At 71.5% G+C, this 21,948-nt stretch carries 20 protein-coding genes; 2 read left to right on the top strand and 18 right to left on the bottom strand.

Annotated features, from left to right (window positions below; all coding sequences use genetic code 11):
* From AB0M46_RS26775 to AB0M46_RS26850, 16 genes are all read right to left on the bottom strand, one after another.
* Window positions 1-872, bottom strand: an 872-nt coding sequence (locus AB0M46_RS26775) for a hypothetical protein (RefSeq protein WP_363340168.1), incomplete at its 3' end; no start/stop codon positions are given.
* A gap of 87 nt (window positions 873-959) precedes the next feature.
* Entirely contained in the window at window positions 960-1,931 is a 972-nt protein-coding gene (locus AB0M46_RS26780) for a hypothetical protein (RefSeq protein ID WP_363340170.1), read from the bottom strand.
* Entirely contained in the window at window positions 1,928-2,830 is a 903-nt protein-coding gene (locus AB0M46_RS26785; protein ID WP_363340172.1) for a hypothetical protein, read from the bottom strand. The genes AB0M46_RS26780 and AB0M46_RS26785 overlap by 4 nt, the downstream gene beginning before the upstream one ends.
* A gap of 251 nt (window positions 2,831-3,081) precedes the next feature.
* Entirely contained in the window at window positions 3,082-3,717 is a 636-nt protein-coding gene (locus AB0M46_RS26790) for a hypothetical protein (RefSeq protein WP_363340174.1), read from the bottom strand.
* Entirely contained in the window at window positions 3,714-4,187 is a 474-nt protein-coding gene (locus tag AB0M46_RS26795) for a hypothetical protein (RefSeq protein WP_363340176.1), read from the bottom strand. The genes AB0M46_RS26790 and AB0M46_RS26795 overlap by 4 nt, the downstream gene beginning before the upstream one ends.
* 520 nt (window positions 4,188-4,707) lie before the next feature.
* Entirely contained in the window at window positions 4,708-5,376 is a 669-nt protein-coding gene (locus AB0M46_RS26800) for a hypothetical protein (RefSeq protein ID WP_363340178.1), read from the bottom strand.
* Between the two features lie 303 nt (window positions 5,377-5,679).
* Window positions 5,680-5,967: a hypothetical protein gene (locus AB0M46_RS26805; RefSeq protein WP_363340180.1), complete on the bottom strand. Its 288-nt coding sequence runs from the start codon at window positions 5,965-5,967 to the stop codon at window positions 5,680-5,682.
* Window positions 5,968-6,621: 654 nt separating this feature from the next.
* Window positions 6,622-7,449: a methyltransferase domain-containing protein gene (locus tag AB0M46_RS26810; RefSeq protein ID WP_363340182.1), complete on the bottom strand. Its 828-nt coding sequence runs from the start codon at window positions 7,447-7,449 to the stop codon at window positions 6,622-6,624.
* Window positions 7,446-8,300, bottom strand: a complete 855-nt coding sequence (locus AB0M46_RS26815) for an ATP-binding cassette domain-containing protein (RefSeq protein ID WP_363340184.1) — start codon at window positions 8,298-8,300, stop codon at window positions 7,446-7,448. The genes AB0M46_RS26810 and AB0M46_RS26815 overlap by 4 nt, the downstream gene beginning before the upstream one ends.
* Window positions 8,301-8,302: 2 nt before the next feature.
* Window positions 8,303-9,064 (bottom strand): ATP-binding cassette domain-containing protein, encoded by a 762-nt coding sequence (locus AB0M46_RS26820; RefSeq protein ID WP_363340186.1) that lies wholly within the window; start codon window positions 9,062-9,064, stop codon window positions 8,303-8,305.
* A complete protein-coding gene (locus AB0M46_RS26825) occupies window positions 9,061-10,062 on the bottom strand; it encodes a branched-chain amino acid ABC transporter permease (RefSeq protein ID WP_363340188.1) in 1,002 nt (333 codons plus the stop codon). Before AB0M46_RS26825 ends, AB0M46_RS26820 begins: the two co-directional genes overlap by 4 nt.
* Complete coding sequence (locus AB0M46_RS26830; RefSeq protein WP_363340191.1) at window positions 10,059-10,940, bottom strand: branched-chain amino acid ABC transporter permease; 882 nt, start codon at window positions 10,938-10,940, stop codon at window positions 10,059-10,061. The genes AB0M46_RS26825 and AB0M46_RS26830 overlap by 4 nt, the downstream gene beginning before the upstream one ends.
* Before the next feature lie 48 nt (window positions 10,941-10,988).
* Complete coding sequence (locus AB0M46_RS26835) at window positions 10,989-12,188, bottom strand: ABC transporter substrate-binding protein (protein WP_363340193.1); 1,200 nt, start codon at window positions 12,186-12,188, stop codon at window positions 10,989-10,991.
* Between the two features lie 28 nt (window positions 12,189-12,216).
* On the bottom strand, window positions 12,217-12,855 hold the full coding sequence (locus AB0M46_RS26840) for an ATP/GTP-binding protein (RefSeq protein ID WP_363340195.1): 639 nt from the start codon (window positions 12,853-12,855) through the stop codon (window positions 12,217-12,219).
* An 8-nt stretch (window positions 12,856-12,863) separates the two neighbouring features.
* Window positions 12,864-13,277, bottom strand: coding sequence for a roadblock/LC7 domain-containing protein (locus AB0M46_RS26845; RefSeq protein ID WP_363340284.1), 414 nt, complete (start codon window positions 13,275-13,277; stop codon window positions 12,864-12,866).
* Between the two features lie 23 nt (window positions 13,278-13,300).
* Complete coding sequence (locus AB0M46_RS26850; protein WP_363340197.1) at window positions 13,301-15,778, bottom strand: nitrate- and nitrite sensing domain-containing protein; 2,478 nt, start codon at window positions 15,776-15,778, stop codon at window positions 13,301-13,303.
* 1,303 nt (window positions 15,779-17,081) lie between these two features.
* On the opposite strand from AB0M46_RS26850, the gene AB0M46_RS26855 reads away from it, so the two are divergent.
* Together AB0M46_RS26855 and AB0M46_RS26860 are read left to right on the top strand one after the other, a co-directional pair.
* A complete protein-coding gene (locus AB0M46_RS26855; RefSeq protein WP_363340199.1) occupies window positions 17,082-18,392 on the top strand; it encodes a transcriptional regulator in 1,311 nt (436 codons plus the stop codon).
* Window positions 18,389-19,306: an aminoglycoside phosphotransferase family protein gene (locus AB0M46_RS26860; protein WP_363340201.1), complete on the top strand. Its 918-nt coding sequence runs from the start codon at window positions 18,389-18,391 to the stop codon at window positions 19,304-19,306. Before AB0M46_RS26855 ends, AB0M46_RS26860 begins: the two co-directional genes overlap by 4 nt.
* A gap of 147 nt (window positions 19,307-19,453) precedes the next feature.
* Here AB0M46_RS26860 and AB0M46_RS26865 read toward each other — a convergent pair whose 3' ends face one another.
* Entirely contained in the window at window positions 19,454-20,593 is a 1,140-nt protein-coding gene (locus AB0M46_RS26865) for a helix-turn-helix transcriptional regulator (RefSeq protein ID WP_363340203.1), read from the bottom strand.
* A 78-nt stretch (window positions 20,594-20,671) separates the two neighbouring features.
* Entirely contained in the window at window positions 20,672-21,880 is a 1,209-nt protein-coding gene (locus tag AB0M46_RS26870) for a helix-turn-helix domain-containing protein (protein ID WP_363340205.1), read from the bottom strand.
* Window positions 21,881-21,948: the final 68 nt, after the last annotated feature.

The following is a 21,948-nucleotide window of genomic DNA, read 5'->3' on the forward strand; positions in this document are numbered from 1 at the left end:
CACCGGCATGCCCCACCCGCCCAACACCACAACAACACATCGGCTATCAGCGATATTTGGCTCACGCCTCCGCTACCCGCGGATCCGGGTCTGAGCCGCGACAGGATGCTGCGCACGGTGGGCAGGACGGCGGCGGTGTGCCACTGGGTCGCGCCGTCCCGGACGAATCCGCGCCTGGTGATGCCCGCCTCGAGGCCGGGCAGGTGGGCGCAGCCCCAGATCAGCACGGTGTCCTGCTCGGTGCCCCACAGGGCTTCCAGGGCGAGCGCGTCGCGCTGGTCGATCAGCACGGCGTCGATGCCGGTGGCGGGTGTGCCGGGCCGGGCGGCGCGTCGTGCGCTGCTCCAGACGGTGACCCGGAACCCAATAAACATGAAACGCAGCGTGAGCCGGAACCGTTCGATGCTGCGCGGATCGTTGTCGGGCCGGTCGAACATCTTGATCGCGCGCACCTCGCTGCGCAGCATCGTCTCCGCCCCGACGCGGCGGATGATCTCCACGATGCCGAGGTCGACTTTCTGCCAGCGGTCCGGGTAGCCCAGCGCGTCGAGCTGCCGGACCCAGCCCAGCTCGGTGACCCGCCGCAGTTCCAGTTCCGTCCTGCGGTTGCGCATGTCGAGGACGGTGCGTTCGTCGTCGGTCAGCGTCTGCTTGGTCTGCTCGTCGGGGAGCAGCAGCGACGATGCCTCGCACTGCACGACCGCGCCGTCGTCCTCCAACCCGGCGATGACGGTGCGCAGCCCGGCGAAGTAGCCGGGTTCCCCCATGTGCATCGTGCCGATCACGGCGATTCGCCGGCCGGTGTCGGGGTGGATGAAGTGGTGAACCGGCGTCTGCAGGGTCCTGCGGTGGTACCGGAGATGGTCGGACATGCTGTCGGGTACTCCTCGTGCATCACGGATCGTGGTGAGAAAGGGGGTTGTCAGGTCAGTTCTGCGGCGCTGCGCGGCTCTGGCGGGTCAGGTGAGGCATAGCTGGGCCTGCCGCAGTCTGCTCAGGACCTGGACCGCGGCTGCTGGGGTGAGCGGCGCACCCACGGTGTCGAGGTCGGCGAGGGTGACGGCGACGTGGCGGAGGTGATGCCAGCCCAGCGCCCACTGCCCGCTGTCCAGGCCGTCGCAGCTGTCGTGGACGGTGTCGCTGCCGCCGCTGCTGACGTAGTCCCGCAGGACCGTGGCCCAGTCACCACTGGTAGGGCTGGCGTGGTGCAGGGCGGCGAGGTCGAGCAGGACCGGGCCGTGATAGGCGCGGGACCAGCCCAGCACCGCCCACCCGCCGGCGGCGCGGTGGATGCGGGAAGGGTGCAGCTGCCCGTGGCACAGGCCGCGCGGCTGCCGGTCAGCGCTGCCGCAGCGCAGGTCAGCGACCCGCCGCACCGCGGACAGGACGTCGAGGATCATCTCGGCGGCGACGCCGGGCGTCGTGGACTGCCGCGCCAACAGCTCCGGGATCTGCCGGTGCACCAGGTCGGCCAGGGACCTGCTGTCGATCACCGGCAGGTCCGGTGCCGGGACCTGCACCTCGGTCCGGTGCACCCATGCAGCGAGGGTGACGGTGTCATCCACGGTGACCGACCGCATGGCGCCGGCCGGTCCGAGATCGTCCAGCAGCATCCCGGCCCAGCCGCCGACGCGTGCCGAGGCGAGGACACGACCTACCGGTAGGCCGGTACTGCCGATCGCGGCGAGGACGGCTGCTTCGTCGGCGCCGGCGGCGGCACCGTCCCCCGGGCGGGAGACGGGGCTGCGTTTGAACATGACGGTGCCGCCATCGCTGAGCCGGTAGCGGCGGGTGACGCTGCCGCCGTGTGCCCGGTCCAGGTCGGTCGTGCCGTCGCGGTGCAGCAGACCGGCAGACGCGCCGAGCATGCTGCCCAGCAGGGCCTCGTCGACCCGGTCGAGACCCGCAGATGCGCGCAGCATGGTGCTCACCGGGCCGCCTCCGTCGTGGCTGGCGTCGTGACGGGCGGGAACATGACGCGCGGGCTGCCTGCCGGGCACTGCGGCCGCGGTGGCCGCCGGTTAGGCATCGCGGTGTCGGCCGGTCTGGCGCCAACGGTGGTGTCGGCGGGCTGGATGAAGACCGGCGGCTGGAACCACAGGGACGTCGACCATCGTGGTTGCGGCCGTGGGCAGTCGCAGCGATTCGTGGAGAACCGGATCACCATCTGGTTTTCGCCGGTGCCGGTCTGGTAGCGCAGCAGCCGCCCGGTGGCGGCGTCGACAACGACTGTCGCTGGGACGGTGCCTGCTGCGACGTGAAACGCCACAGCGCCGCCACGACCAGCAACGTCGGTGTCGGCCGCGGTGAGCGTCGCCAGACCGGCCAGAACCCGCAACACCGCGGCCCGCTGTGGCAGATCCAGGTAGCGGACGGCGATCAGATCGGCCAGGACCGCCACGACCAACGCGTCCCGCGCGTCCTGCGCATCCGAAGACAACATGGCGCCGGTGCGCGCGGCGATTCGGTCCGCCAGGAGGCGGGCGTCGGCCGGCACCGGATCGCCGACCGGGGAGACCAGCGCACCCGACCCGTAGTAGCTCACCACCGGGGCCGGCCACCGGCCCGGAAGTTCGTCGGTCAGCGTGTCGGACGTCGCGCTGTCGCCTGGCCCGGCCGGCACCGTCGCCTGTGTCTGCGCGACGACGCCGCCACCGTCCGGCGTGATCCAGCGCAGAGAGTCCACGACGAGCGTGCCATGTCCGGCCGGGACCCGCCGCTGCACGTGCAGGCAGCTACCCGAGCCAACCCCACCAGCGTCGGCGTCACCGGCCGCGATCAGTTCGAGCCGTCCAGCGAGCAACAGCAGCCAGGCACGCGGGTCCCGCACGACAGTGTCCGGGCGAACGACGGGTTCGGCCTGCGCCGGACGGACCGCGGGGGCCGGTCCGGGGCAACCTCTCGATGCCCCGACCGACGTGGTCAGCAGCAGCACGGTCAGCAGCGCCGGGAGTCGCCGGCACGGCCAGAAGCCCCGCTGCGTGCTCGTGACCGGCCCCGGCGGGCGTGCCGCGTCGGCCTGGCCGGAGGCGTCGGTCGCGGCACGCGGACCGGATGCCGCAGCTCGGGATGTTCGCCGGCTCATCCGACGCCTCCCACGTTCGTAGGGGTGGGGTGCGGGGGTCGGTACATCGGCCACCACGGTGTGCCGTCCGGGAGCCGCCCGCAGCCGGTTGCGGTCCAGCCGTGCCGGCTCAGGAGCCACCGGCCGGCCGCACCGAACGCCACGGTGGCCGCAGGCCCCTCGGCGGCGTCCAGGACGAGACGGCGGGCACCGAGCAACGCTTCAGCCCGCGCGATACCGTCACGGCCGGAACCGGCGGCGACCGCGAACAGGAGCAGCAGCTGGCCGCCGGTTGGTGCTGCCGCCGGGATGGCGCTGTGCAGGATGTGTTCGAGCGTCGCCCATCGTTCGGCGTAGCCGCCGTCGACGCTGGAACGGCGCAGCGACGCCAGCTCCGGCAGCGGCCGGGTGGTGGGATGCCACACTGCGACACCGGTGCGGTCGTCGAGCATGTCCGCCGTGCCGCCGTGCTCGACCACGTTCTGGATCAGCAGTGCCACGTCCAGGATCAGCTGATTGGTCGAGGTGACGTCCGGGGCGAGCCACCTGGTGACGAACCGCGTACGCGGCAGCTGGTCGCGGATGCTCTCCGCGCAGGCCAGCGCCCCGAACGGGCCAGGTAACACCGACACGACCTGCAGTGCGGCGTTCATGACGCCCGCCCGTCAGGACCGTCATCGGCCGTGTCGCCCATCCGCCGTCCGCTATCGGCGCCTGGATGCCACACTGCGATCCGGGCCGGCGGCATCAGTCCGAGCAGCGTCGCGCCCCCGGACAGCGGCTGGCCGGTCGCGGCAGTGACACCGGCCACGACGAGGGCGGCGATGGTGCTACGGCAGCGGTGGGCGCGGCGTCGACGCCGTGCCGCCTGCTCCGCCCGGACCCGCCGGGCGATGCCCAGGAAGTGCGCGCGGTCGAGTCCGAGCGGTGGCACCGTCCTGCTCAGCAACGGATCCAGCAGGGGCGCCAACGACTGCAGCATCGCCTCGTCCGCCGCCTCGCGGGCAGCGGGCGAAGCATCGACCGGTTCGAACTGGCGTCCCCACGCCTGCAGTGCCCGCCGTTCCCGGTCGGTGTAGCGCGGCAGACCGTTGATCGGCCACCGGCCGGCCAGATCACGCAACCCCGCACGCCACGCGCTGGCGACCGCCGGCAGCGGGAGCCCGTTCGGGACCCGCCAGCGCCCTGTCCCGGGCGGTCACGACACGGCCCCTGCGTCGCCGACGGCGGATCGCGTACGGCGGCGATCCGACCGCGATGGCGGTGCTGGATCAGTGCCCGACCGCCGGCGGCGGGTGCGCGCCGTTGCCCAGGTCGGGGACGACGGCGCTCCTCGCCTGCCGGTCGACCCGCCACGACCGCGTTGCTGCACGCCCTCCTCGGTGAGGACCTTGTTCACGGTGCTGCAGATGTTCACGGTGCCGTGGACACAGCCCAGGGCGGCGGCGATCTTCCGCATCGACTGCCGCCGGTCGACGTACCGGCGGACCATGGCAGCGCGCACCTCGGGCGTCCGCCAGCGGCCCGGCTTCACCGGTTCCGCAGGGCGGTCCGTGCCGGTTGCTGGTCCGGCAGCGTCTGCAGCAGCCATGCGAACCTCCTCCGAAGTGGTGTCAGTGAGCGTGGTCAGGTACCAGAAGGGATCACCGAGCTGCGGCAGCCGCCACAAGCTGCGAGCCATCGATGCCGGCGCAGGTGCAGGTCCCGGCGGCGGGGGTGTCTGTCGGTGTGGCGGGGGCCGGGAACCGCAGGGTGCTGATGCCCCACCAGTCCACCCGCGGGACAGGTTCGCCCCCATGCAGCAGCCCGGCGCTGATGAGGCCCCGGACCAGGATCGCCAACGCTGGAGTGCGGGCGTTGCATCGCAGGGCGAGGATGCGGACCGCTGCCGTGTCGAGGGTGACGCGGCCGTCGCCGTCGGCCATGCCGGCCAGTACTGCGGCGACCGCGGCCCGGCGACCGCCGCGCACCCACCGCCACACCGCGGCCTGCCAGGCCGCGAGGAACACCGCCGGTTCGGTGCTGATGTCCGGCCCGGTCACGGCAGGCATGGTGTCCAGGGCGGTTTGCAGATCCAGGTCGTCCAAGGCGTTCACCTGGCCACAGGCCGGGCAGTCGGCGCGCCAGCCGCGTTCGGCGGGGCGGAACTGGACCGCTGCGCCGAGCCGGATGCTGTACAGCGGCGTTCCCGGCGCTGCTGCCGGCCGGCGGATCGGCATGCCGTGCAGCAGGGACAGCGGCGCGATCGGGGTGACTGCTCGGCTGACGGCGTCGCGGACAACGGTGGCGCCGGTGGTGGACATGGTCGGCATGGGTTCGCCTCCGGACTGGGACGTGGTCTGGGCAGGACGACGGGGTGTGCGGTTGCCCGCCGTGTCGTGGTGGGGCTGCAGCGTGCTGTCTGGGTGCGGTCGTTCAGGTCCAGCCCTTGCTCAGGTCGGGAGAGGCTGGTCGTCGTGTGCACGGCGTCGCGGTGCCCAGGTGCAGCCAGATACCGAGGTGCTCGTCCCACCGCGCCGGCGAGCAGGAGACATCGCACGGGCGGGTGGGCGTGCGCGGCGGTCCCGGGCGGCGGACGTCGGCGAGGGGTCGGACGCGGAGCGTCGGTGGTGAGCTCATGCGTGTTCCCCCGGTGGTTGCTGCGCCGTTGGGGCGCCGGGGGTGGCATGCCTCCAGAAGCGGACGTTGAGCCCATCGCGGGTGACGCGTTCCACCACACCGTCCCTGGCCAGCTGGTCGAGGACCGGCCACAGCCGGACGCTGCGTTCATACGCGGCGAGCTGCAACGCGGCACCGAGGTCCGTGGTCGACACGGGCGGCTGATCCGGCCCGGGCAGGATGGCGAGGACCGCGGCGCGTAGCCGCCGCAGTTCCTCGCTTCGTCGTGTGTCGTCGCCGGTCATCGTCACCTCACCGGGTCCGTGGTGTCGGCCGGTGCCATGTCCTGGATGCCGGCGAAGTCGGGAAGGGAGCGCAACCGCCATCGATGCTGGGCGTGCCGTTGTCGGGCAGGGCGAGCGGGTCGCGCTGCGGGCCGCTGTGGCCGGGCAGCCAGATCGCCGCAGCGGCTCCGTCGAGGCGCAGGTACACGGAGCGTGCGCGACCGCCCACGCCGCAAGCACGGTGAACGCACGGCGCAGCGCCGCCCGGCGCACGTTGCGGTCGCCGACGAGCAGCGTCGCCACGCTGGTGCCGGCGAACGCTCCCGCAAGCACATCACCGACGGTGCTGGCATCGGCCGGCGCCGCCTGGCGCACGCCGGCTGGCAGCGCGGTCATCGCTGTGCCCGGCGAGGCGGCCGGCCGCCGGGAGTGGCTGAGCGGTGCGTCACGACACCTTCCGTCCTGGAATGTGCGCCGGCCTCGGTGTGGCAGCCCGAAGACGTCAGCGGGTAGTGGGTGGATCAGGTCCCGGCGTCGCGGGCCGGGCGGGGTGGGGTCGGCGGTGCGCCGCCGCCAACGGGGGACGGCAACGGCGGCGCACCGGCTCCAGGGCCGCCCCTTGTCGAGTCACCCCACGTGCGAGTTGCGCGGTGACGGGGCCGGCGGGTGGACGTCCTACAGGGGCGGTCGTTGCCCGCGGGTGCACACGAACCGGTAGGAGCGGGCGGCGAAGTCCGGGTGTTCCATGAGTTCCCGGAAGCGGTCCAGGTCGGCGGCGGTGATGCCGTGCTGGAGGAGCTCGTCCTGCGTTTGCCGGGTGTTCGCCTGGTGCATGCGGATGCCGGTGCTGCCGCCGGTCCAGCTTTCGGCGTGTTCGACGACGTCGACGTTGCGCAGGCCGGCGTCGCGCATGGCGGCGTGGGTGTCATCGGCCCATGCCATGTCCACGCCGTGACCTTCCAGGACACGTTGCACCCCCTGGACGACGCGCGTGTACAGGTCGGTGTCGCTGGCGCTGGGGCTGGTGTAGACGGGCATGGTGGTGTCACCGAAGTCGCCGATCACCAGCCATCCGCCTGGGGCGAGGGCGTCGGCGAGCATGCGCAGGACCTGGCGGCGTTCGGGCAGGTGCACCAGCACGAGCCGGGCGTGGATGACGTTGTATGGCCCGCCGACCGGGAGCCCGTCGCGGATGTCGTGCCGGTAGATGTGGAGGTTGCCGGCCGGGGTGAGCCGGCTGGGGTCCAGGTCGACCGCGACGACCTCGCCGGTCGGGCCGACCCGACCGGCCAGGTCCCACGCGATCGAGCCGCTCCCGGGGCCGATTTCCAGGCACCGGTCGCCGGGCTGGACACGCAGTCGGTCCAGGACGCTGGTGGTGACCGGGTCGAGGAAGTGATCCAGAGCGACGAGCCGGTCGGTCGCGTGGTCCGAGCCGTTGCTCAGCGCGTAGGTGGCGCGGTCCTCGACGCCGCCGGTGACGCGGGTGCTGGTGCTGCTCACGAGGTTCCTCCTGTCGGGGTGGTTGCGGTGGTTGCGGTGGATGGATCTGGGAGCGTGTCGACCCGGACGGCGGGCCGGACCGGCCGACCGATGGTCGAGGGTGCTGCACCGGCCGCCCCTGCGGAGCTGCCGGCGGGGGCGCCGGGGGTGAGTGCCACGCGGAGCCGGTCGGGCGCGGCGCGGATGGTCGCGGCGTCGAGGTGGGCGGTGACCCGTCCGGCGGTCAGCACGCTGGTGTGGTCGGCGACCGTTCCGGCGAGGTCGGGTTGTGGGGTGGCGAGCAGTACGCCGATGCCGTCGCCGGCGAGGGCGGTGATGGTGTCGCTGATCTGCGCGGCGATCGCGGGGGCCAGTCCTTCGGTGGGTTCGTCCAGCAGCAGCAGCGCCGGTTGGGTGAGCAGGGCCCGGGCGATGGCCAGCATTTGTTGTTCGCCGCCGGACAGGTGCGCGCCGCGGTGCCGCAGCCGGGTGGTCAGGTGGGGCAGGAGGTCCAGGACTCGGTCGCGGGTCCACGCTGCAGTCGTGGTGGGGGTGGTGCCGCGGCGCTGGGCGATGGTCAGGTGCTCGGCCACGCTCAGTGAGGCGAACACCCGCCGGCCTTGCGGCACGTAGGCGACGCCGGCTCGGGCGCGTCGGTGGGCGGGTAGCCGGGTCAGGTCGGTGTCGCCGAGGCGGATCCGGCCGGTCGTTGGTGGGATGAGCCCGGCGATGGTGTGCAGCAGGGTGGTTTTGCCGGCGCCGTTGTGCCCGACGACGGCGTGCACGGTCCCGGCTGGGATGGTGAGGTCGAGGTGGTGCACGACCACGCCGCCGCCGTAGCCGGCGCTGACCTGTTCCAGGGAGAGCCGCATGGTCATCCCACCTCGTGGGGGGTGCCGAGGTAGACCTCGGCGACCGCCGGATGGGTGTGAATGGCGTGCGGGGTTCCGGTGGCAAGGACCCGGCCGTGGTGCAGCACGGTCACCGTGTCCGCGAGGGACGTCACCACGTCCTGGTTGTGCTCGACCATGAGCACTGCGGTCAGTGCCGGCAGCCGGCGGAGCGTGTCCAGCAGCAGGGTCAGGTCGTGGTCGGCGAGGCCGGCGGCGGGTTCGTCGAGCAGCAGTACGGACGGGTTGGCGGTGAGGGCCGCAGCGATGTCCAGGAGCCGGCGTTGCCCGTGCGATAGCGCGCTGGCCTTGGTGTGGGCGTGGTCGGCGAGCCCGAACTCGTCGAGGCGGTGCAGTCCACGGGCGGCCAGTTCGCGGCGCCGGGCCGGCCGCCAGCCGGTGCGGGTGCCGGTGTGCCGCCACGCGGCGACGACCAGGTTGTCCAGCGCGGTGAGCGATTCCAGGACGGCGGGGGTCTGGAAGGTGCGGGCGATGCCGAGCCGGGCGCGGCGGGCCGGGCGGGTGCGGGTGATGTCCCGCCCTGCGAGGACGACCCGTCCGCCGGTGGGGCGGATGGTGCCTGCGAGGAGGTTCAGCAGGGTGCTCTTCCCGGCGCCGTTGGGTCCGATCAGCGCGTGCCAGTCCCCGGCCGCGAGGTCGAGGTCGACGTCGTGGACTGCGAGGAAGGGGCCGTATCGGCGGGTCAGCCCGCGGGCGGACAGCTGCGGCCCGGACGTGTGGGTCATGACGACGGCACCTCCGCCTCGACCGGCGGGTGCTGTCGGCGGCGCCGGCCGAGTCCGGCCAGACCCTCGGGGGCCACGTACACCGCGGCGATGAACAACGCACCGAGCAGCAGGGGGCCGCGGCCGGGCACGGTGGCGGCGGCCCAGTCCCGCACGAGGGCAACGAGGGCGACCGCGGCGAGGGCGCCGCCGAGTGATCTGCCACCGCCGATGGTCACGGCGAGCAGTACCAGCGCGGCGACCTCGAACCCGACGTCGCCGGGTGAGACGTAGCGTTGCCCGGTGACCAGCAGCGCACCGCCGATCCCGGCAATCGCACCGGCGGCGACGTACGCGGCGACGAGGTACCGGGTGACGGGGTGGCCGCTGGCCCGCATCCGCGTCTCGTGGTCCCGGCACCCTCGCAGCAGCAGCCCGGCTGGTGTCCGCAGCGTCCACCACAGGGCGGCGGTGACCGCCACGGCGACGGTGAGGGCATAGCCGTAGACGGCCCGGTCCTCGAGCATCGCAGCGGTGCCCCACCACGGTTGGGTGGCGGGGATGCCGGCCAGGCCGTCGGTGCCGCCGGTGACCGTCGTCCACTGCCCGGCCGCGACTGCCGTCAACTCCCCCACGGCGAGGGTGACCATGAGGAACGTGATCCCGCGGGTGCGGGCCACGGCCGCGCCGATAGGGATGCTGAACACGGCCGCTGCCGTTGCAGCGGCGGCGAGCTGGACCGGGCCGGTGGTGATGCCGTGGCGGGCCAGGATCGCGGTGGTGTAGGCGCCGACGGCGTATGGGGCGACCTGCCCAAGGCTGGGCAGCCCGCAGGTTCCGGCCAGGACGGCGACGCTGAGGGCGAGGAGGCCGAGGCTGAGGATCCGGGTCCAGGTGCTCAGCGTGTACGGGTCTGCGAGGCACCCGGCCGTGGTGAGGGCGGCCGTCGCTGCGAGCCCCGACACCGGTGCCGGGAGGCCGCTGCCGCGGCGCAGCACCGCGTGCCAACTGGGGCTCATGGGTGACCCGCGGTCGGGAGCGGCTGGCGCCGCACGAGCAGCGTGAGGGCCATCGCGGCGAACAGCAGGTACGGCGTCCACGTGGGGGCGAGGACCACGCCGAGGCTTTGCACCTGCCCGACCCCGATGGCGGCGGCGACTGCGCCGCCGACCGAGCCGAGCCCACCGACCACGACGATCACCAGCGACAGCAGCAGCACCGTGTCCGCGGTGCCCGGGCCTGGTCCGATGATCGGCGCGCCGAGGACTCCGGTCAGGCCGGCGAGGGCACCGCCGGCGGTGAGGACGGCGGCGAGGACGGTGCGGGGGTTGGTGCCCAGGCAGGCGAGCATGTGCGGGTCGTCGACCATGGCGCGTAGCCGGGCCCCGGCGCGGCTGCGGGTCAGGGCCAGCCACCCGCCTGCGGCGAGGGTCGCCGCGATGGCGATGAACGCGAGCCGGTAGGCCGGGTACCGGTGTCCCGCCAGGCTGACGGTGGTGTCCAGTCCGGCCGGGATGGTGGGGCGCAGGTTGTCCGGGCCGAAGGTCAGGACGAGCGCTGCGCCGGCGACGAGCGCGACGCCGAAGGTGAGCAGTGCCTGCGCCAGGTGCCCGCGGCCGGTGAGCGGCATGAGGGCCGCGGACAGCAGCCCGCCGCCGGCCGCGCCGGCGAGGGTGCCGGCGGCTGCGGCGAGGGCGAGGCTGGTCCAGGAGCCGTCGCTGATGAGCGCGGCGGCGTAGGCGCCGAGGGCGTAGAGGCTGCCGTGGGCCAGGTTCAGCACCCCGCCCGCCCCGAATACCAGGGTCAAGGGGGCTGCCAGGGTGAACAGCAGCAGCCCGTAGGCGACCCCGTCGATGACCGGGATCAGGTAGGCATCGAGGGCATTGAGCGGGCCCACGGCAGGTTCGTCCTCTCGTCGACAAACTCGGTTGGTGGAAGGGGCTGTTCAGGCGCCGATGGTGGCTAGGTCCTGGACGACGCGGTTGGCCAGTTGGGTGCCGTCGCGGCGGACCACGCGCAGGTACCAGTGCTGGATCGGGGTGTGGTTCTTGGGGCTGAACTGCCAGCTGCCGCGCGGGCTGTCGATCTGTCCGAGCTGCCCGATCGCCTCGTTGATCTTCACGGGCGTGACCTTGCCGCTGATCTTGGCGATGGCCTTGTCGAGGACGGCGGCGGCGTCGTAGGCGGCCATCGCGTACGTGGTCGGTGACCGGTCCGTGTGGCGGGTCGTCCACTCGGCGATGAACGTGCGGTTCGCGGCGTTGTCCAGGTCGGGGCTGTAGTTGAGGACGTTCCAGATGCCTTCGGCGGCCGGACCCTGCTGCTGCAGGACGGGGCCTTCGGTCAGGAACGCCCCGTACAGCGGCAGGTTCTTCGCGTCGGACTGTCGGTACTGGGTGACGAACCCGACGGCGTTCGCGCCGCCGAAGAAGGCGTAGACCGCCTTGGCGTCGGACTTGGCGATCTGTGACAGGTACGGCAGGTAGTTCGGCGTGTCCGGGAACGGCGTCCAGGTGGCCTTGCCGCCCGGGTTGGCGAGTTTCCCGCCGAGCTTGGTGAACGTGTCGGTGAAACCGCCGACCTGGTCGTAGCCGCCCTTGTAGTCCGGGCCGATCGCCCACACCGGCCCGTCCACGTGCTCCTTGATGTACGGGGCGATCGCGGTGCCCGGGTCCGGTGACCGGAAGCTGGTGGTCCACAGCCAGTCGGAGTTCTCGGTGTCGGGCCGGCCGTTGGACCCGATCAGCGGGATCTTGTGTTCGGTGGCGAGCGCGGAGATGGCCAGATACGACCCGGACGCCACGATCCCGGCCAGTGCCGCGACGTGCTCGTCCTTGACCAGCCGGGTGGCCGCGGGCAGGGCGGTGGCCGCGCCGTTGCCCTCGTCGGCGACGACGAGGTTGACCTTCCGGCCGCCGAACCGGCCGTCGTGGGTGTCCAGGTAGAGCTGGAACCCGTCGCGCATCTCCTGCCCGACGTCCTGGTACGTCCCGGACAGGCTGCCCACGAACCCGATCTTCACCGTGTCGGTGCCGGTGTCGCCGGCGTTGCTGCCGCCGCAGCCGGTCATCGCCAGGCAAGCCGCGAGGACCCAGGCCGGCCGGGTCGCCCAGGTCGCCCGGCGCCGTGCTCGTCGTTGTTGCATGTGTCTGCTCCTGAAGGGTTGGTGGGGCTTAGCGGGCACCCGTGCCGGGCGGTCGGAGCCGCCGGGCCAGAAGGTGCTCGACGAGGGTGATGAGGACCTGTTTGGCGCCTTCGCGGTGGCGGGCGTCGCAGGCCAGTACCGGCACCGATGCGGGCAGCGCGAGCGCTTCGCGGAGCTCCGGTTCGGGGTGCTCGGGTGCGCCGTCGAACTGGTTGACGACCACCACGAACGGCAGCCCGGTCCGTTCGAAGTAGTCGATCGGGCCGAAGCTGTCGGTCAGCCGCCGCACGTCGACCAGGACGATCGCGCCGAGCGCGCCGCGGCAGACCGAGTCCCACATGAACCAGAACCGCTGCTGACCCGGCACGCCGAACAGGAACAGCGCTATGCCACCGGGGTCGCCGGGCAGGGTGATCCGGCCGAAGTCCATCGCCACCGTGGTCGCCGTCTTGGCCGGCACCGCGCTCGTGTCATCCAGCGCCCGGCTGGCCGCGGTCATCGCGACCTCGGTGGTGACCGGGGCGATCTCCGACACCGAGGCGACCATCGTGGTCTTCCCCACGCCGAACCCACCCGCGATCACGATCTTCACCGGTTTCCGCCGCGCCCCGGTGAACCCGGACGTCACTGCCGCCTGCACGACGGTTCGCGCCGCTGTGGCTGCCATGCCCGCACCTATCCGGCCACCGCGTACGCGGTCAGCGCGTCGGCCCGAGCCTGCGGGCGCAACGCCGGTCCGACGCGGTTGATCAACTCGGCCAGTTCGTGGCCCACCTGCCCGATGTCGCACCCCGGTGCAGCGAGCGCAAGCAGGGCGCCGTTGGACACGGACATGGTGAACATGAGCCCGCCCGTCATCTCGGTCAGGTTGGACACCACCTGCCCGGCTTCCAGGTTGTTCGCCGCGCCGTGCAGCAACGCGACCAGACCCGACGCGATCGCGGCCAGCCGCTCCGCGGCATCTCTGGGCAGGCCGTGGTTTCGGGCGACGAGCAGCCCATCGACCGACACAGCCACGACGTGCGTGACCTTCGGCACCCGGTCGACGAAGTCGTTCAGTAGGAAGTTCACATCGACGGTCACGACTATTCGCTCCTCAAGGAATGTGGCTGTCAAACGTTCGACGTCGGGCGGATGTGCGCCCCGGTGCGGCTGTTGCGGGCCAGGCCCCGGCCGTAGGCGGCCAGGCTCGCAGCCACGGCCTGCGGGTCGCGGTACTCCGCCGCTGGCACCGCAGGCTGGCCGCCCTGGTCGACGCTGCCGGGCACCAGGTTGGCCATCGGGTGGCGTTGGGGCAGGCCGATACGGGTGGTCGCGGCGACCGCCGGCTGTGCCGCCGCCGCAGCGGCCTGCCAGCCGGTGTCCGCCGTCATCTGCCACGGTTCGGCCGGCGGTGGCACCGGCACGCCGTCCGCGTCGACGGCCGGGGACGACCCCGGCGCCGGCGCCGAGACGAACCAGCTGCCCTGGACCGCTTCGAAGATCGGCAGGTGTGTCTCCACCGTGTCGGCGAGGTCGGCTGCTGCCGGTCGCGGCCCGGCCGCCGGAATGGTCGGCGGCCAGGTGGCCGGTCGGGTATCCGGCGGCGCTGCCGCCGGTCCGTCGACCTGGAACAGCGGTGCCGCCGGTGGCGGGCTCGGTTCCCGCCACGGTGTGCCCGCAACCGGTCCGACAACCAGAGCACCACCGGCGCGAGCACCGGTGATGGCCGCCACCGGAGCATGGCCGGTGTCCAGTGCCCGCCGTGGCGTGGTGTCGACGGTGAACACGTGCGCCGGCACGGTGACATCGACGATGGTGCCGGGCTGGCCCGGGCGCAGCTCCACCTGGATCCGGTGGCGGGCGGCGAGCCGACCGACCACGGTCAGGCCCATCGCCCGCACCGCCGCCAGGTCCAGCGGGCCGCGGTCGGACGCGAGGCGCTCGTTGAAGGCGCGCCGCCGGTCTGCGTCGATGCCGATACCGGTGTCGACGATCTGGATGACCACCCGATCGGTGAGCACCCTGGCCGACACGGTGACCGCCTCTTGGGAGTAGCTGCAGCCGTTGTCCATCAACTCGGCAAGGACCTTCACCAGGTCGTCCACCGCCGCGGCCCGGATGGCGACCATGTCATCGATGAACCCGAACTCGATCCGCGTGTACTGCTCGACCTGACCCTGCGCAGCGCGCAGCACGTCGACCACCAGCTCGTCCTGGCGGCGGGGACGCGCCGACGCGCCACCACCCAACACCAGCAGGCTCTCGTTGGTCCGCGTCAGCAGCGCGGCCAGATGATCCAGACGGAACAACTGCGCCAACCGGTCCGGATCCTCCTCGCCACCCTCCTGCGCATCCAGCTCGGCAACCAAACGCCCGGCCAATCCCTGCCCACGCCGGGCCAGGCTCTCGAACATCGCAGCGATACCAACCCGGGTGGCTGCTTGTTCGGCGGCCACCCGGACCGCCTCACGGTGCACCGCGTTGAACGCCGCACCGACCTCAGCCAGCTCGTCGCGCCCCCGCACGTCCACCGGGGCAGGGGTGCTGTCGGCGAACTGCTCCGGAGTCAACCCGCCCAGCACCTCATGGTCAGCCAGCCGGGCCACCTCCGCAGGCAGCGTCTGGCGCGCCACCCGCCGGGCGGTGTCCCGCAGCCGCCGCAGACCACGGATCATCGGCCGGCCGAGCCACACCGCCAACCCGATCACCGCCACCACCGCGGCCAGCACCGCGGCAAACTCCACCGCGGTCACCCACCGCTGGTCATCACGCAGCCGCGTCACGTCCGCGACGATCTCCGCGCCGATGCGGATCTCCACCTGGTGCAGCTGCTCGATCCGGGCGCTCATCGCCGACGTCCACCCCGCGCGGTCCAACCCCAGACGCGCACCCGGACGGACCCGCGCGACGGCGTCCTCCAAACGCTGCGCGGCGACCACGTCCTCGCCGGTCAGCGCGCCGTCCAGCCAATCCAGCCACCGCGGTGCCGCCAACGCCCCGAACGTCAACGCCGCCTCGGCGTAACCGGTCCGCGCAGCGGTGATGTCCTGATACGCCGCCGGCGTCAGCTGCTCCGCCTCCGTCGCCCGCAGCGCCGCCACCTGCTGCAACCCAACGAACTCCACCGCCCTGGACAAGGCCGCCGCCGCACGGATGCGGTCAGCGATATCCGCCGGGGCACCGCCGGCCTGCGCCATCGACTCCCGGTAGGAGACAAGGTCAGCAATCAAAATCCGATACGCGAACACCAACGCCGACGCCGCACCCTTACCCGACGACACCCGCGCCCGCAGCGCCGCAAGCTGCCCAACGCCGCCGTCAACCCGGTCCAGCAACCGCTGGACACCCCCCGGCACCTGCGACAGCTGCGACTGCGCCCCACGGAACCGTGCAGCCGCCGCATCCGTCGCCGCGGCCTTCTGCAGATAGGCGTCAACCGCCCCAGCAGGCCGACCGACCAGCGCCTCAACCGCGGCCACCCGCTCCGCCTGCAACCGCGACACCAAATCCCCAGCAGCCTCACCGGCAACCACCAGCGACCGCAGCCGGTCAGCCCGCAGAGCCTGGCCACCCGCGGACACCAGCGCCAGCCCGGCGAAGGCCACCACAGCGACCAACGGCACCACGACCAGCACCATCAACTTCCCAGTGATCCTCATGCCTGCCGTCTCCCCACCGGCGCCAACCGCGACCCCCGTGTCGCCGCACCTCCCGGAGCCGTGCCGGCATCAGCGGAGTGGCCGTGGTCGACCGGGCCTGCCTCGTCGGTCAGCGCGCCCCGTCGCGTCTCAGCCGTCATGCCGGATCCCGCTCGTCAGCACGTCAACCCGGGCCGAGAACTGCTCATGCCACGACCCGCCCGCCGCCTGCAGCGCATACGTCCCGAGCCGCTGACCCAAGCACGGCACCTGCTGTCGACAACCGGCCGCACATGCACCGTCCGCCGCAGCTCTGTGCTGGTACCGCAGCGCGGAGCCCAGTACCGACAGTGCACGGTCGTCGCCGCTCGTCCTGGTGGACGTAGCCACCCTCGCCTCCCCCTGTGCCGTGATGGAGCAAACTGCCCAGGCTGTTCGCGCAGCCCGCTTGACCGGTGTTCCGCATCTCGACCGCCGGCTCGACGTGGCGGATCACGGCTGGTGCCGCCGGCCACCGCAGCCATCTGCGAACGGCAGCCGGCGGACGTCTCATTTGCCGCGCCACGGCCTTGATCGCATTCATTCCCGCAGATCTCGGCGGGGCGCGAAAGGGCGCGGCGTGGTACAGCGCTCGCGCACGCCGGGTTGTACCCGACCACCGCTGAGTCGACGTTGCGGTCTGGACCCGCCCTCAGCCGTCGGCGCCGAGCGGTCGGCCATTTCCGCGCGCGGTTGCCCACCGATGCGGTCATCCGATGTCAACTGGCCAGGTGGGTCGTCGGCGGCCGGCTCTTCGACGTCAAGATCTGACGGTCCGGACGGCCGGCAGCCTCGCCCGGCTGAAGGCTCAGACCTACGTTCCGGCCCGGCCACCACGTCCATCGATCCACCTCGTCAATTCGCTGCCAGCCCGCCGATCTCGGCGAACCTTCGTGATTGCCATTCCCGTGACGGCGCATAGGACGCAAGGTCCCGCTGCATCGACAGACTGTGATAGGTGCCGGGACGGTGACCAGGCGTGGCAGTAGTCAGACCAAGCAGTCAATTCGGCGACTATCAGCACTGACTAGTTCCTCTAGTCAGTAGCGTCGCCGGCCTTTCCGAACGGCACGCCGGCGACGCCGAGGACAACGAACATCGGTTCGAAGGACTTCTGCTTTCCGGTCCAGGCCGCTACCGTACGAACACGTTCAATGCGTTGGGAGAGGCACGCATGGCGGCTGACGGGCGCGCACGGATGGGTATTCCGACCGAGGTCCTGGAGCATCCAGCCATGCGCCAGGCTCTTGCGCAGCACGACTTCAAGACGGTCTATCAGCGGTTGCACGGTGCGGGCCTGTCGTATCGCGCGATCGGCGAACGCACCGGGCAGGCCCCTTCGGAGATCTACTCCGTGCTGCGCACCGGACGGCGAATCACCAGCTACGAGGTACTGGTCCGCATCGCCAGGGGACTCGCCGTGCCCCGCAGCTACATGGGCTTGGCCTACGACGAAACGGCAAATGCCGTGCTCGACCACGTCGGCGAAGCCGGCACGGACGCTGAGGAAGGTGAGGAGGTACGGCAGCTCCTCGCCCACGCCGCGAAGATCACCATGGGTGCTGGGGATCCCGATGTGTCCCGCTGGTGGCAGCCCGTCGAGTCGATGCAAAGTCCCGTCCCGAGCCGGGTCGGCGTCTCCGACGTGGAGACCATTGAAGAGGTCACCGCGTCGATGCGGGCACTTGACTACCGGTACGGCGGCGGGGCGTGCCAGGCCGCGGTGGCCGCGGAGGTTCGCTGGGCGCAGCAGCTGCTGAACGCCGCCTGCAGCGACGACGCCCAACGACGCCTGCACCAGGCACTCGCCGACCTGCACAACCTCGCCGGATGGACATCGTTCGACGTCGGCCTGCACTCCGCAGCGCGTCGTCATTTCGCCCGCGCACTCGAGCAAGCCCGGCATGCGGAGGACGCGTCGCTCGTGGCGAACGTCCTGTATCGGATGGGCCGGCTCCATCTGCACCGCGGCATGCTGAAGCCGGCACTCCGCTTCTTCCAGCTCGGCCAGATCGCCGCCCAGGACTCCGGCAGCGAACTGACCGTCGCCCTGCTCTGCGCGAACGAGGCATGGGCCTACGGGCTGCTCGGCGACGCCACCCAGGCGATGAAGTCGATCGGCCGCGCCAACGACGAATTCAGCCGCGCCGACCTCGGCGCAGCGCCGATCTGGGTGCGGTTCTTCGGCGAGGCCGATCTGACCGCGATGACGGGCATGGTCCACGCGGCGCTACCGCACGACGAGGACGACGGCGACGTCACCGTCGCCGTAGAAAAGCTGTCGGCCTGCCTCGACCTTCGGGACAATTCCGACACCCGCAGTCGCACCTTCGAACTCACCGCCCTTGCCACGGCGCACCTTCGGCTGCGCAACCTCACCGAAGGTGTCACGGCCGGCCACCAGGCCGCCGACCTGGCCGAACGGGTGCGCTCGGTACGGACCATCGACCGGTTGGCCCCGTTGCAGGACGAGGCGGACCGGTTCCCGCACGACCCCGACGTGCGCGAACTCGCTCACCGGATTGCTACCCTGCGGAGGGTATGACACTCGACGGCCTGAATGCCCAGCAGCGTGAACCGCTGACGCCCGCCACCCTCGCCGCGGTCGTGCAGGCCGTCGGCGAGCAACTCGACGTCGACGTGCGCGACGCCGTCATGGTCAAGTTCACCAACAACGCGGTGTTTCGGCTCGCCCACGCACCGGTCGTGGTCCGTATCGCGGGCTCCGAGGCCATGCGTCAGCGGGCGCCGAAGGTCGTCCAGATGGCGGCGTGGCTCGCCGAGCTGGGCCACCCTGCAGTGCGGCTCGTAAGCGGCATCGACCAGCCCATCACCGCGCACGGACATCTGGTGACGGCGTGGCAGACCGTGCCAGAAACCGGTGCCCGGCCCACCGGACACGATCTCGCAGCGATCATCCGCATGTTCGAAGCATTGCCGCCGCCGCCGTTCCCGTTGCCGACCTGGAATCCGTTCGTCGAAATCTGGCAGCGGATACGCGACGCGGACGGCGTGACATCGGCCGAGCTGGCCTTCCTGGAGCACCTGACCGCCGAGGTCCAGCAGCGACTACGTGACGTCCGGTTCGCGCTGCCCCCAGGCGTCATCCACGGCGACATCTTCGCCGGTAACGTGCTGATGAGCCCGGACGGCCCGGTCATCTGCGACTTCGACTCAACCAGTATCGGTCCGCGAGAGTGGGACCTCACCCCGGTGGCGGTCGGCAAGCTCCGCTTCGACTACCCAGGCGACACCCACAGCGTGCTGGCCGCTGACTACGGCTTCGACGTCACGACATGGGACGGATTCCCGGTCCTGCAGCAAATCCGGGAGCTGAAGCTCATCACCAGCGTCCTGCCGATCCTCAACACCAACCCACGGATCCGCGCACAATGGCGGCACCGTTTCGACAGCATCAGGAACGGCGACACGTCCGCCAAATGGACAACGTACAGCTGACCCCCGTACGGTTCGCCGCAGTCGTACGGCCGTCGATGCCGTGTAGCGGGCGGCGGTCGACGCCCGAGGAACGATCGCGCAGGCACCGCGACTTCCCAGGAGCGCGCCGACAGATGCCATGCCGTGTTTGTCGACGATCCGGACGGGTCACGGTTCGAGGTCGCATACATACCGTGGTCCTGATCGAGGGGGTCCCCGGCTGAAATGGCGCTGCCGGCTCCGTCGGTACCGCCGGTGCACCATCGATCGGGGGCTCGCAGGCCACCTGCCGTAAATCCCCGCGCGGCAGGCGGCCCTCGCCGCGGACCGGCCGTGCAGGGCCAGCCGGGACGATCCTCCGTCAGCTCGCGCCGCAGGCTCGGACTCGGCGCCGCCCGGCAGCTCCAACTCGGGCGGCGGCACCTGACGATCACTGACAGCGTCCGCCAACCTGTGCCAGTCGTCGGCCGGGGCAGGACGGCCCAACATCATCATCGCATCGCCGACCAGTGCTGCGAATGCCGCCACGACGCAACGGAGCCTCCTGGCATGATCACCAGACAGCAATCGATGTAGCAGCATGCCAGCTTCGGCCACACCCAGCGCGGCCTCAACCGCAACGTCTGCCCACCTCGCCTCACCGCCGGCACGAGCAGCGAGGTCCGTCCTGCGGTGCTCTAGGTCGGCGATCTCAGCGTCCGCGTCGTGCGGCTCCATCTCGCCCTTCAGCACATGATGCAGTTCGTCGAACGCGGCCAGCCAGGGCGCTGACGGTTCGGCTGCAATCTCATCACGGTGAACGGTGCGGAGCGTAGCGACCGCGGAGCGGATCTTGTCGTTGCGGCGCTGCCCTCGACGAGCGGCCGCCCGCCGCCGCGCTTGCCGTTCACGGGCCTGCTCGACACAAGCGAACTCCCGTTGGAGCTGACCGTCGGCGTGCAGCGCGGTCTCAGCACGCTCAACGAAGGTGGCTGTGGGTTTACGTAGGCCGCGCTCGACGAGTGCGACGTACTCGCGGCTGTAGAAAATTTCGCCGCCGAGCGTCTGCTGGCTGTAGCCGCGGCGCTGCCGCAGGGTACGGAGACGGACGCCGAAGGCGATCGCAGCCGATGCCAGGGCAGCTGCCGGTGCGTCGGCGACAGGCAGCACCGCGGCGAACGTTGCCGCCAGTTCGGGCGGTGCCGTCGGCGACGTGCCGTGCGTGCTGACGCATCTCGTCGAGTTCACCCCGTCCGCCTCCTCACGGCTGTGAACCGCGGCCCGACCCAACCAGCAGGTCAGCTCGGCGTCACGCGGAACAACGGTCACCGTATGTACGGTGGTGGATGGGTGGAGACACGGTGCGGGAGGGACACTGTCAGTGCCCCCTCGGCAGCCTGGGGGCGGTTACGGTGTCAGACCGGCCGCTTCCAGAAGAGGATCGAGGTCGGCGCGGAGCGATGGCGTGCTGCGTGCGCTGAGCTGGCGCAGCGTCTCGCGGGCAATCGGGTTGTAGCGCAGTTCGTCCCGCGAGTCGCGCAAAACCCGGCCCATCATGTGCACGGCGGCAACCGGGTTGTCGCGGCGGGCGTAACAGCGGGCGGCGTCGATATGGAAGGTGAGGCGGCGTTCGACCGAGGCGGCATGCCGGGCGTCTGTGCGTTCGATGAGGTCGAGAGCCTCGCGGGTACGGCCAAGCTCGATCGCGGTGGAAATCCGGTGCAGAGCCACATTCGTCGGCCCGAACACCATCCGGTGAAAGTTCGTCTCACCGGTCCGGGCGGCGATCGCCGCTGCGGAGTCGAGCAGGTCCCGGGCATCGCGGGCGTCGTCTTCACGGGCCGCCTCGGTGGCACCGAGCAGGTGCAGGCCGCCGAAGACCGCCAGCCCCGCCGCGCTGGGACGCTCGCCGAGCTCGGCGTCAACCTGGGTAATCGCGTGCCGCACGACGCTGCGTGCCTGCTCGGTCTTGCCCTGCGCGGACAGGATCATGGCGAGATTCCAGGCTGCCGCGCCGGCCAGGTCGGGATCATCGGCGTCGAGCGCGCAGGCGACTGCCCGGTCGGCGACCACCCAGGACAGGTCGTACTCACCGACTCGTTTGGTCCAGGTCCGCGCCAGCTGGTAGACGGTGCTGGCCAGCCCGAGCGCCTCCCGACGCTGCTCGTCCGACGACGTGTTGACCTGCGCCTGGGCGAGACGGATCACCTCGGTGAGATACTGCCCGACCGCGTCGTAGCGGAAAGTAGACGGCTCCTGCCACGTGCTCCACGCCCGGCCAATGAGGCGCCGTAGCCGTTCCAGCCCGACGGGTTCGGTCCCGTGGCCGCGTTCGAGGACAGCGGTGCGGACCGTATCGGCCGCCGGGTGGCCCCGCCGGCCGTCGGGCATCATCGACATCGGCACCCCCGTCAGATCCCGCAGGTCGGCCACCCGCAGGATCTGCGCGAACAGCACCAGCTGCGCGAAGCGGGTCACCGTCCGGGCGCCGGACTCGATCTTCTTCATCATGGACAGCGAGATACCGGCCAGCCCCGCGAGCTCCTCCTGGGTGAGGCCACGGCGTAGCCGGTGCTGGGCGATGCGCTGCCCGATCGCCCACTCGTCGATCTCCATACCGCCACCCCACCGCACGTCGGACGGGCTGTACCCCTGCACGTTCCGCGTTACCTGGCAGACTCGAA

It is taken from the genome of Dactylosporangium sp. NPDC051485 (assembly GCF_040682015.1).
Taxonomy (GTDB): Bacteria; Actinomycetota; Actinomycetes; order Mycobacteriales; family Micromonosporaceae; genus Dactylosporangium.

Bases quoted from the DNA above. Each gene is read 5' to 3' on its own strand.
- AB0M46_RS26790 (WP_363340174.1), bottom strand. From the start codon at position 3,717: ATGAACGCCGCACTGCAGGTCGTGTCGGTGTTACCTGGCCCGTTCGGG.
- AB0M46_RS26800 (WP_363340178.1), bottom strand. From the start codon at position 5,376: ATGCCGACCATGTCCACCACCGGCGCCACCGTTGTCCGCGACGCCGTC.
- AB0M46_RS26805 (WP_363340180.1), bottom strand. From the start codon at position 5,967: ATGACCGGCGACGACACACGACGAAGCGAGGAACTGCGGCGGCTACGC.
- AB0M46_RS26815 (WP_363340184.1), bottom strand. From the start codon at position 8,300: ATGCGGCTCTCCCTGGAACAGGTCAGCGCCGGCTACGGCGGCGGCGTG.
- AB0M46_RS26820 (WP_363340186.1), bottom strand. From the start codon at position 9,064: ATGACCCACACGTCCGGGCCGCAGCTGTCCGCCCGCGGGCTGACCCGC.
- AB0M46_RS26825 (WP_363340188.1), bottom strand. From the start codon at position 10,062: ATGAGCCCCAGTTGGCACGCGGTGCTGCGCCGCGGCAGCGGCCTCCCG.
- AB0M46_RS26835 (WP_363340193.1), bottom strand. From the start codon at position 12,188: ATGCAACAACGACGAGCACGGCGCCGGGCGACCTGGGCGACCCGGCCG.
- AB0M46_RS26840 (WP_363340195.1), bottom strand. From the start codon at position 12,855: ATGGCAGCCACAGCGGCGCGAACCGTCGTGCAGGCGGCAGTGACGTCC.
- AB0M46_RS26855 (WP_363340199.1), top strand. From the start codon at position 17,082: ATGCGCCAGGCTCTTGCGCAGCACGACTTCAAGACGGTCTATCAGCGG.
- AB0M46_RS26860 (WP_363340201.1), top strand. From the start codon at position 18,389: ATGACACTCGACGGCCTGAATGCCCAGCAGCGTGAACCGCTGACGCCC.
- AB0M46_RS26870 (WP_363340205.1), bottom strand. From the start codon at position 21,880: ATGGAGATCGACGAGTGGGCGATCGGGCAGCGCATCGCCCAGCACCGG.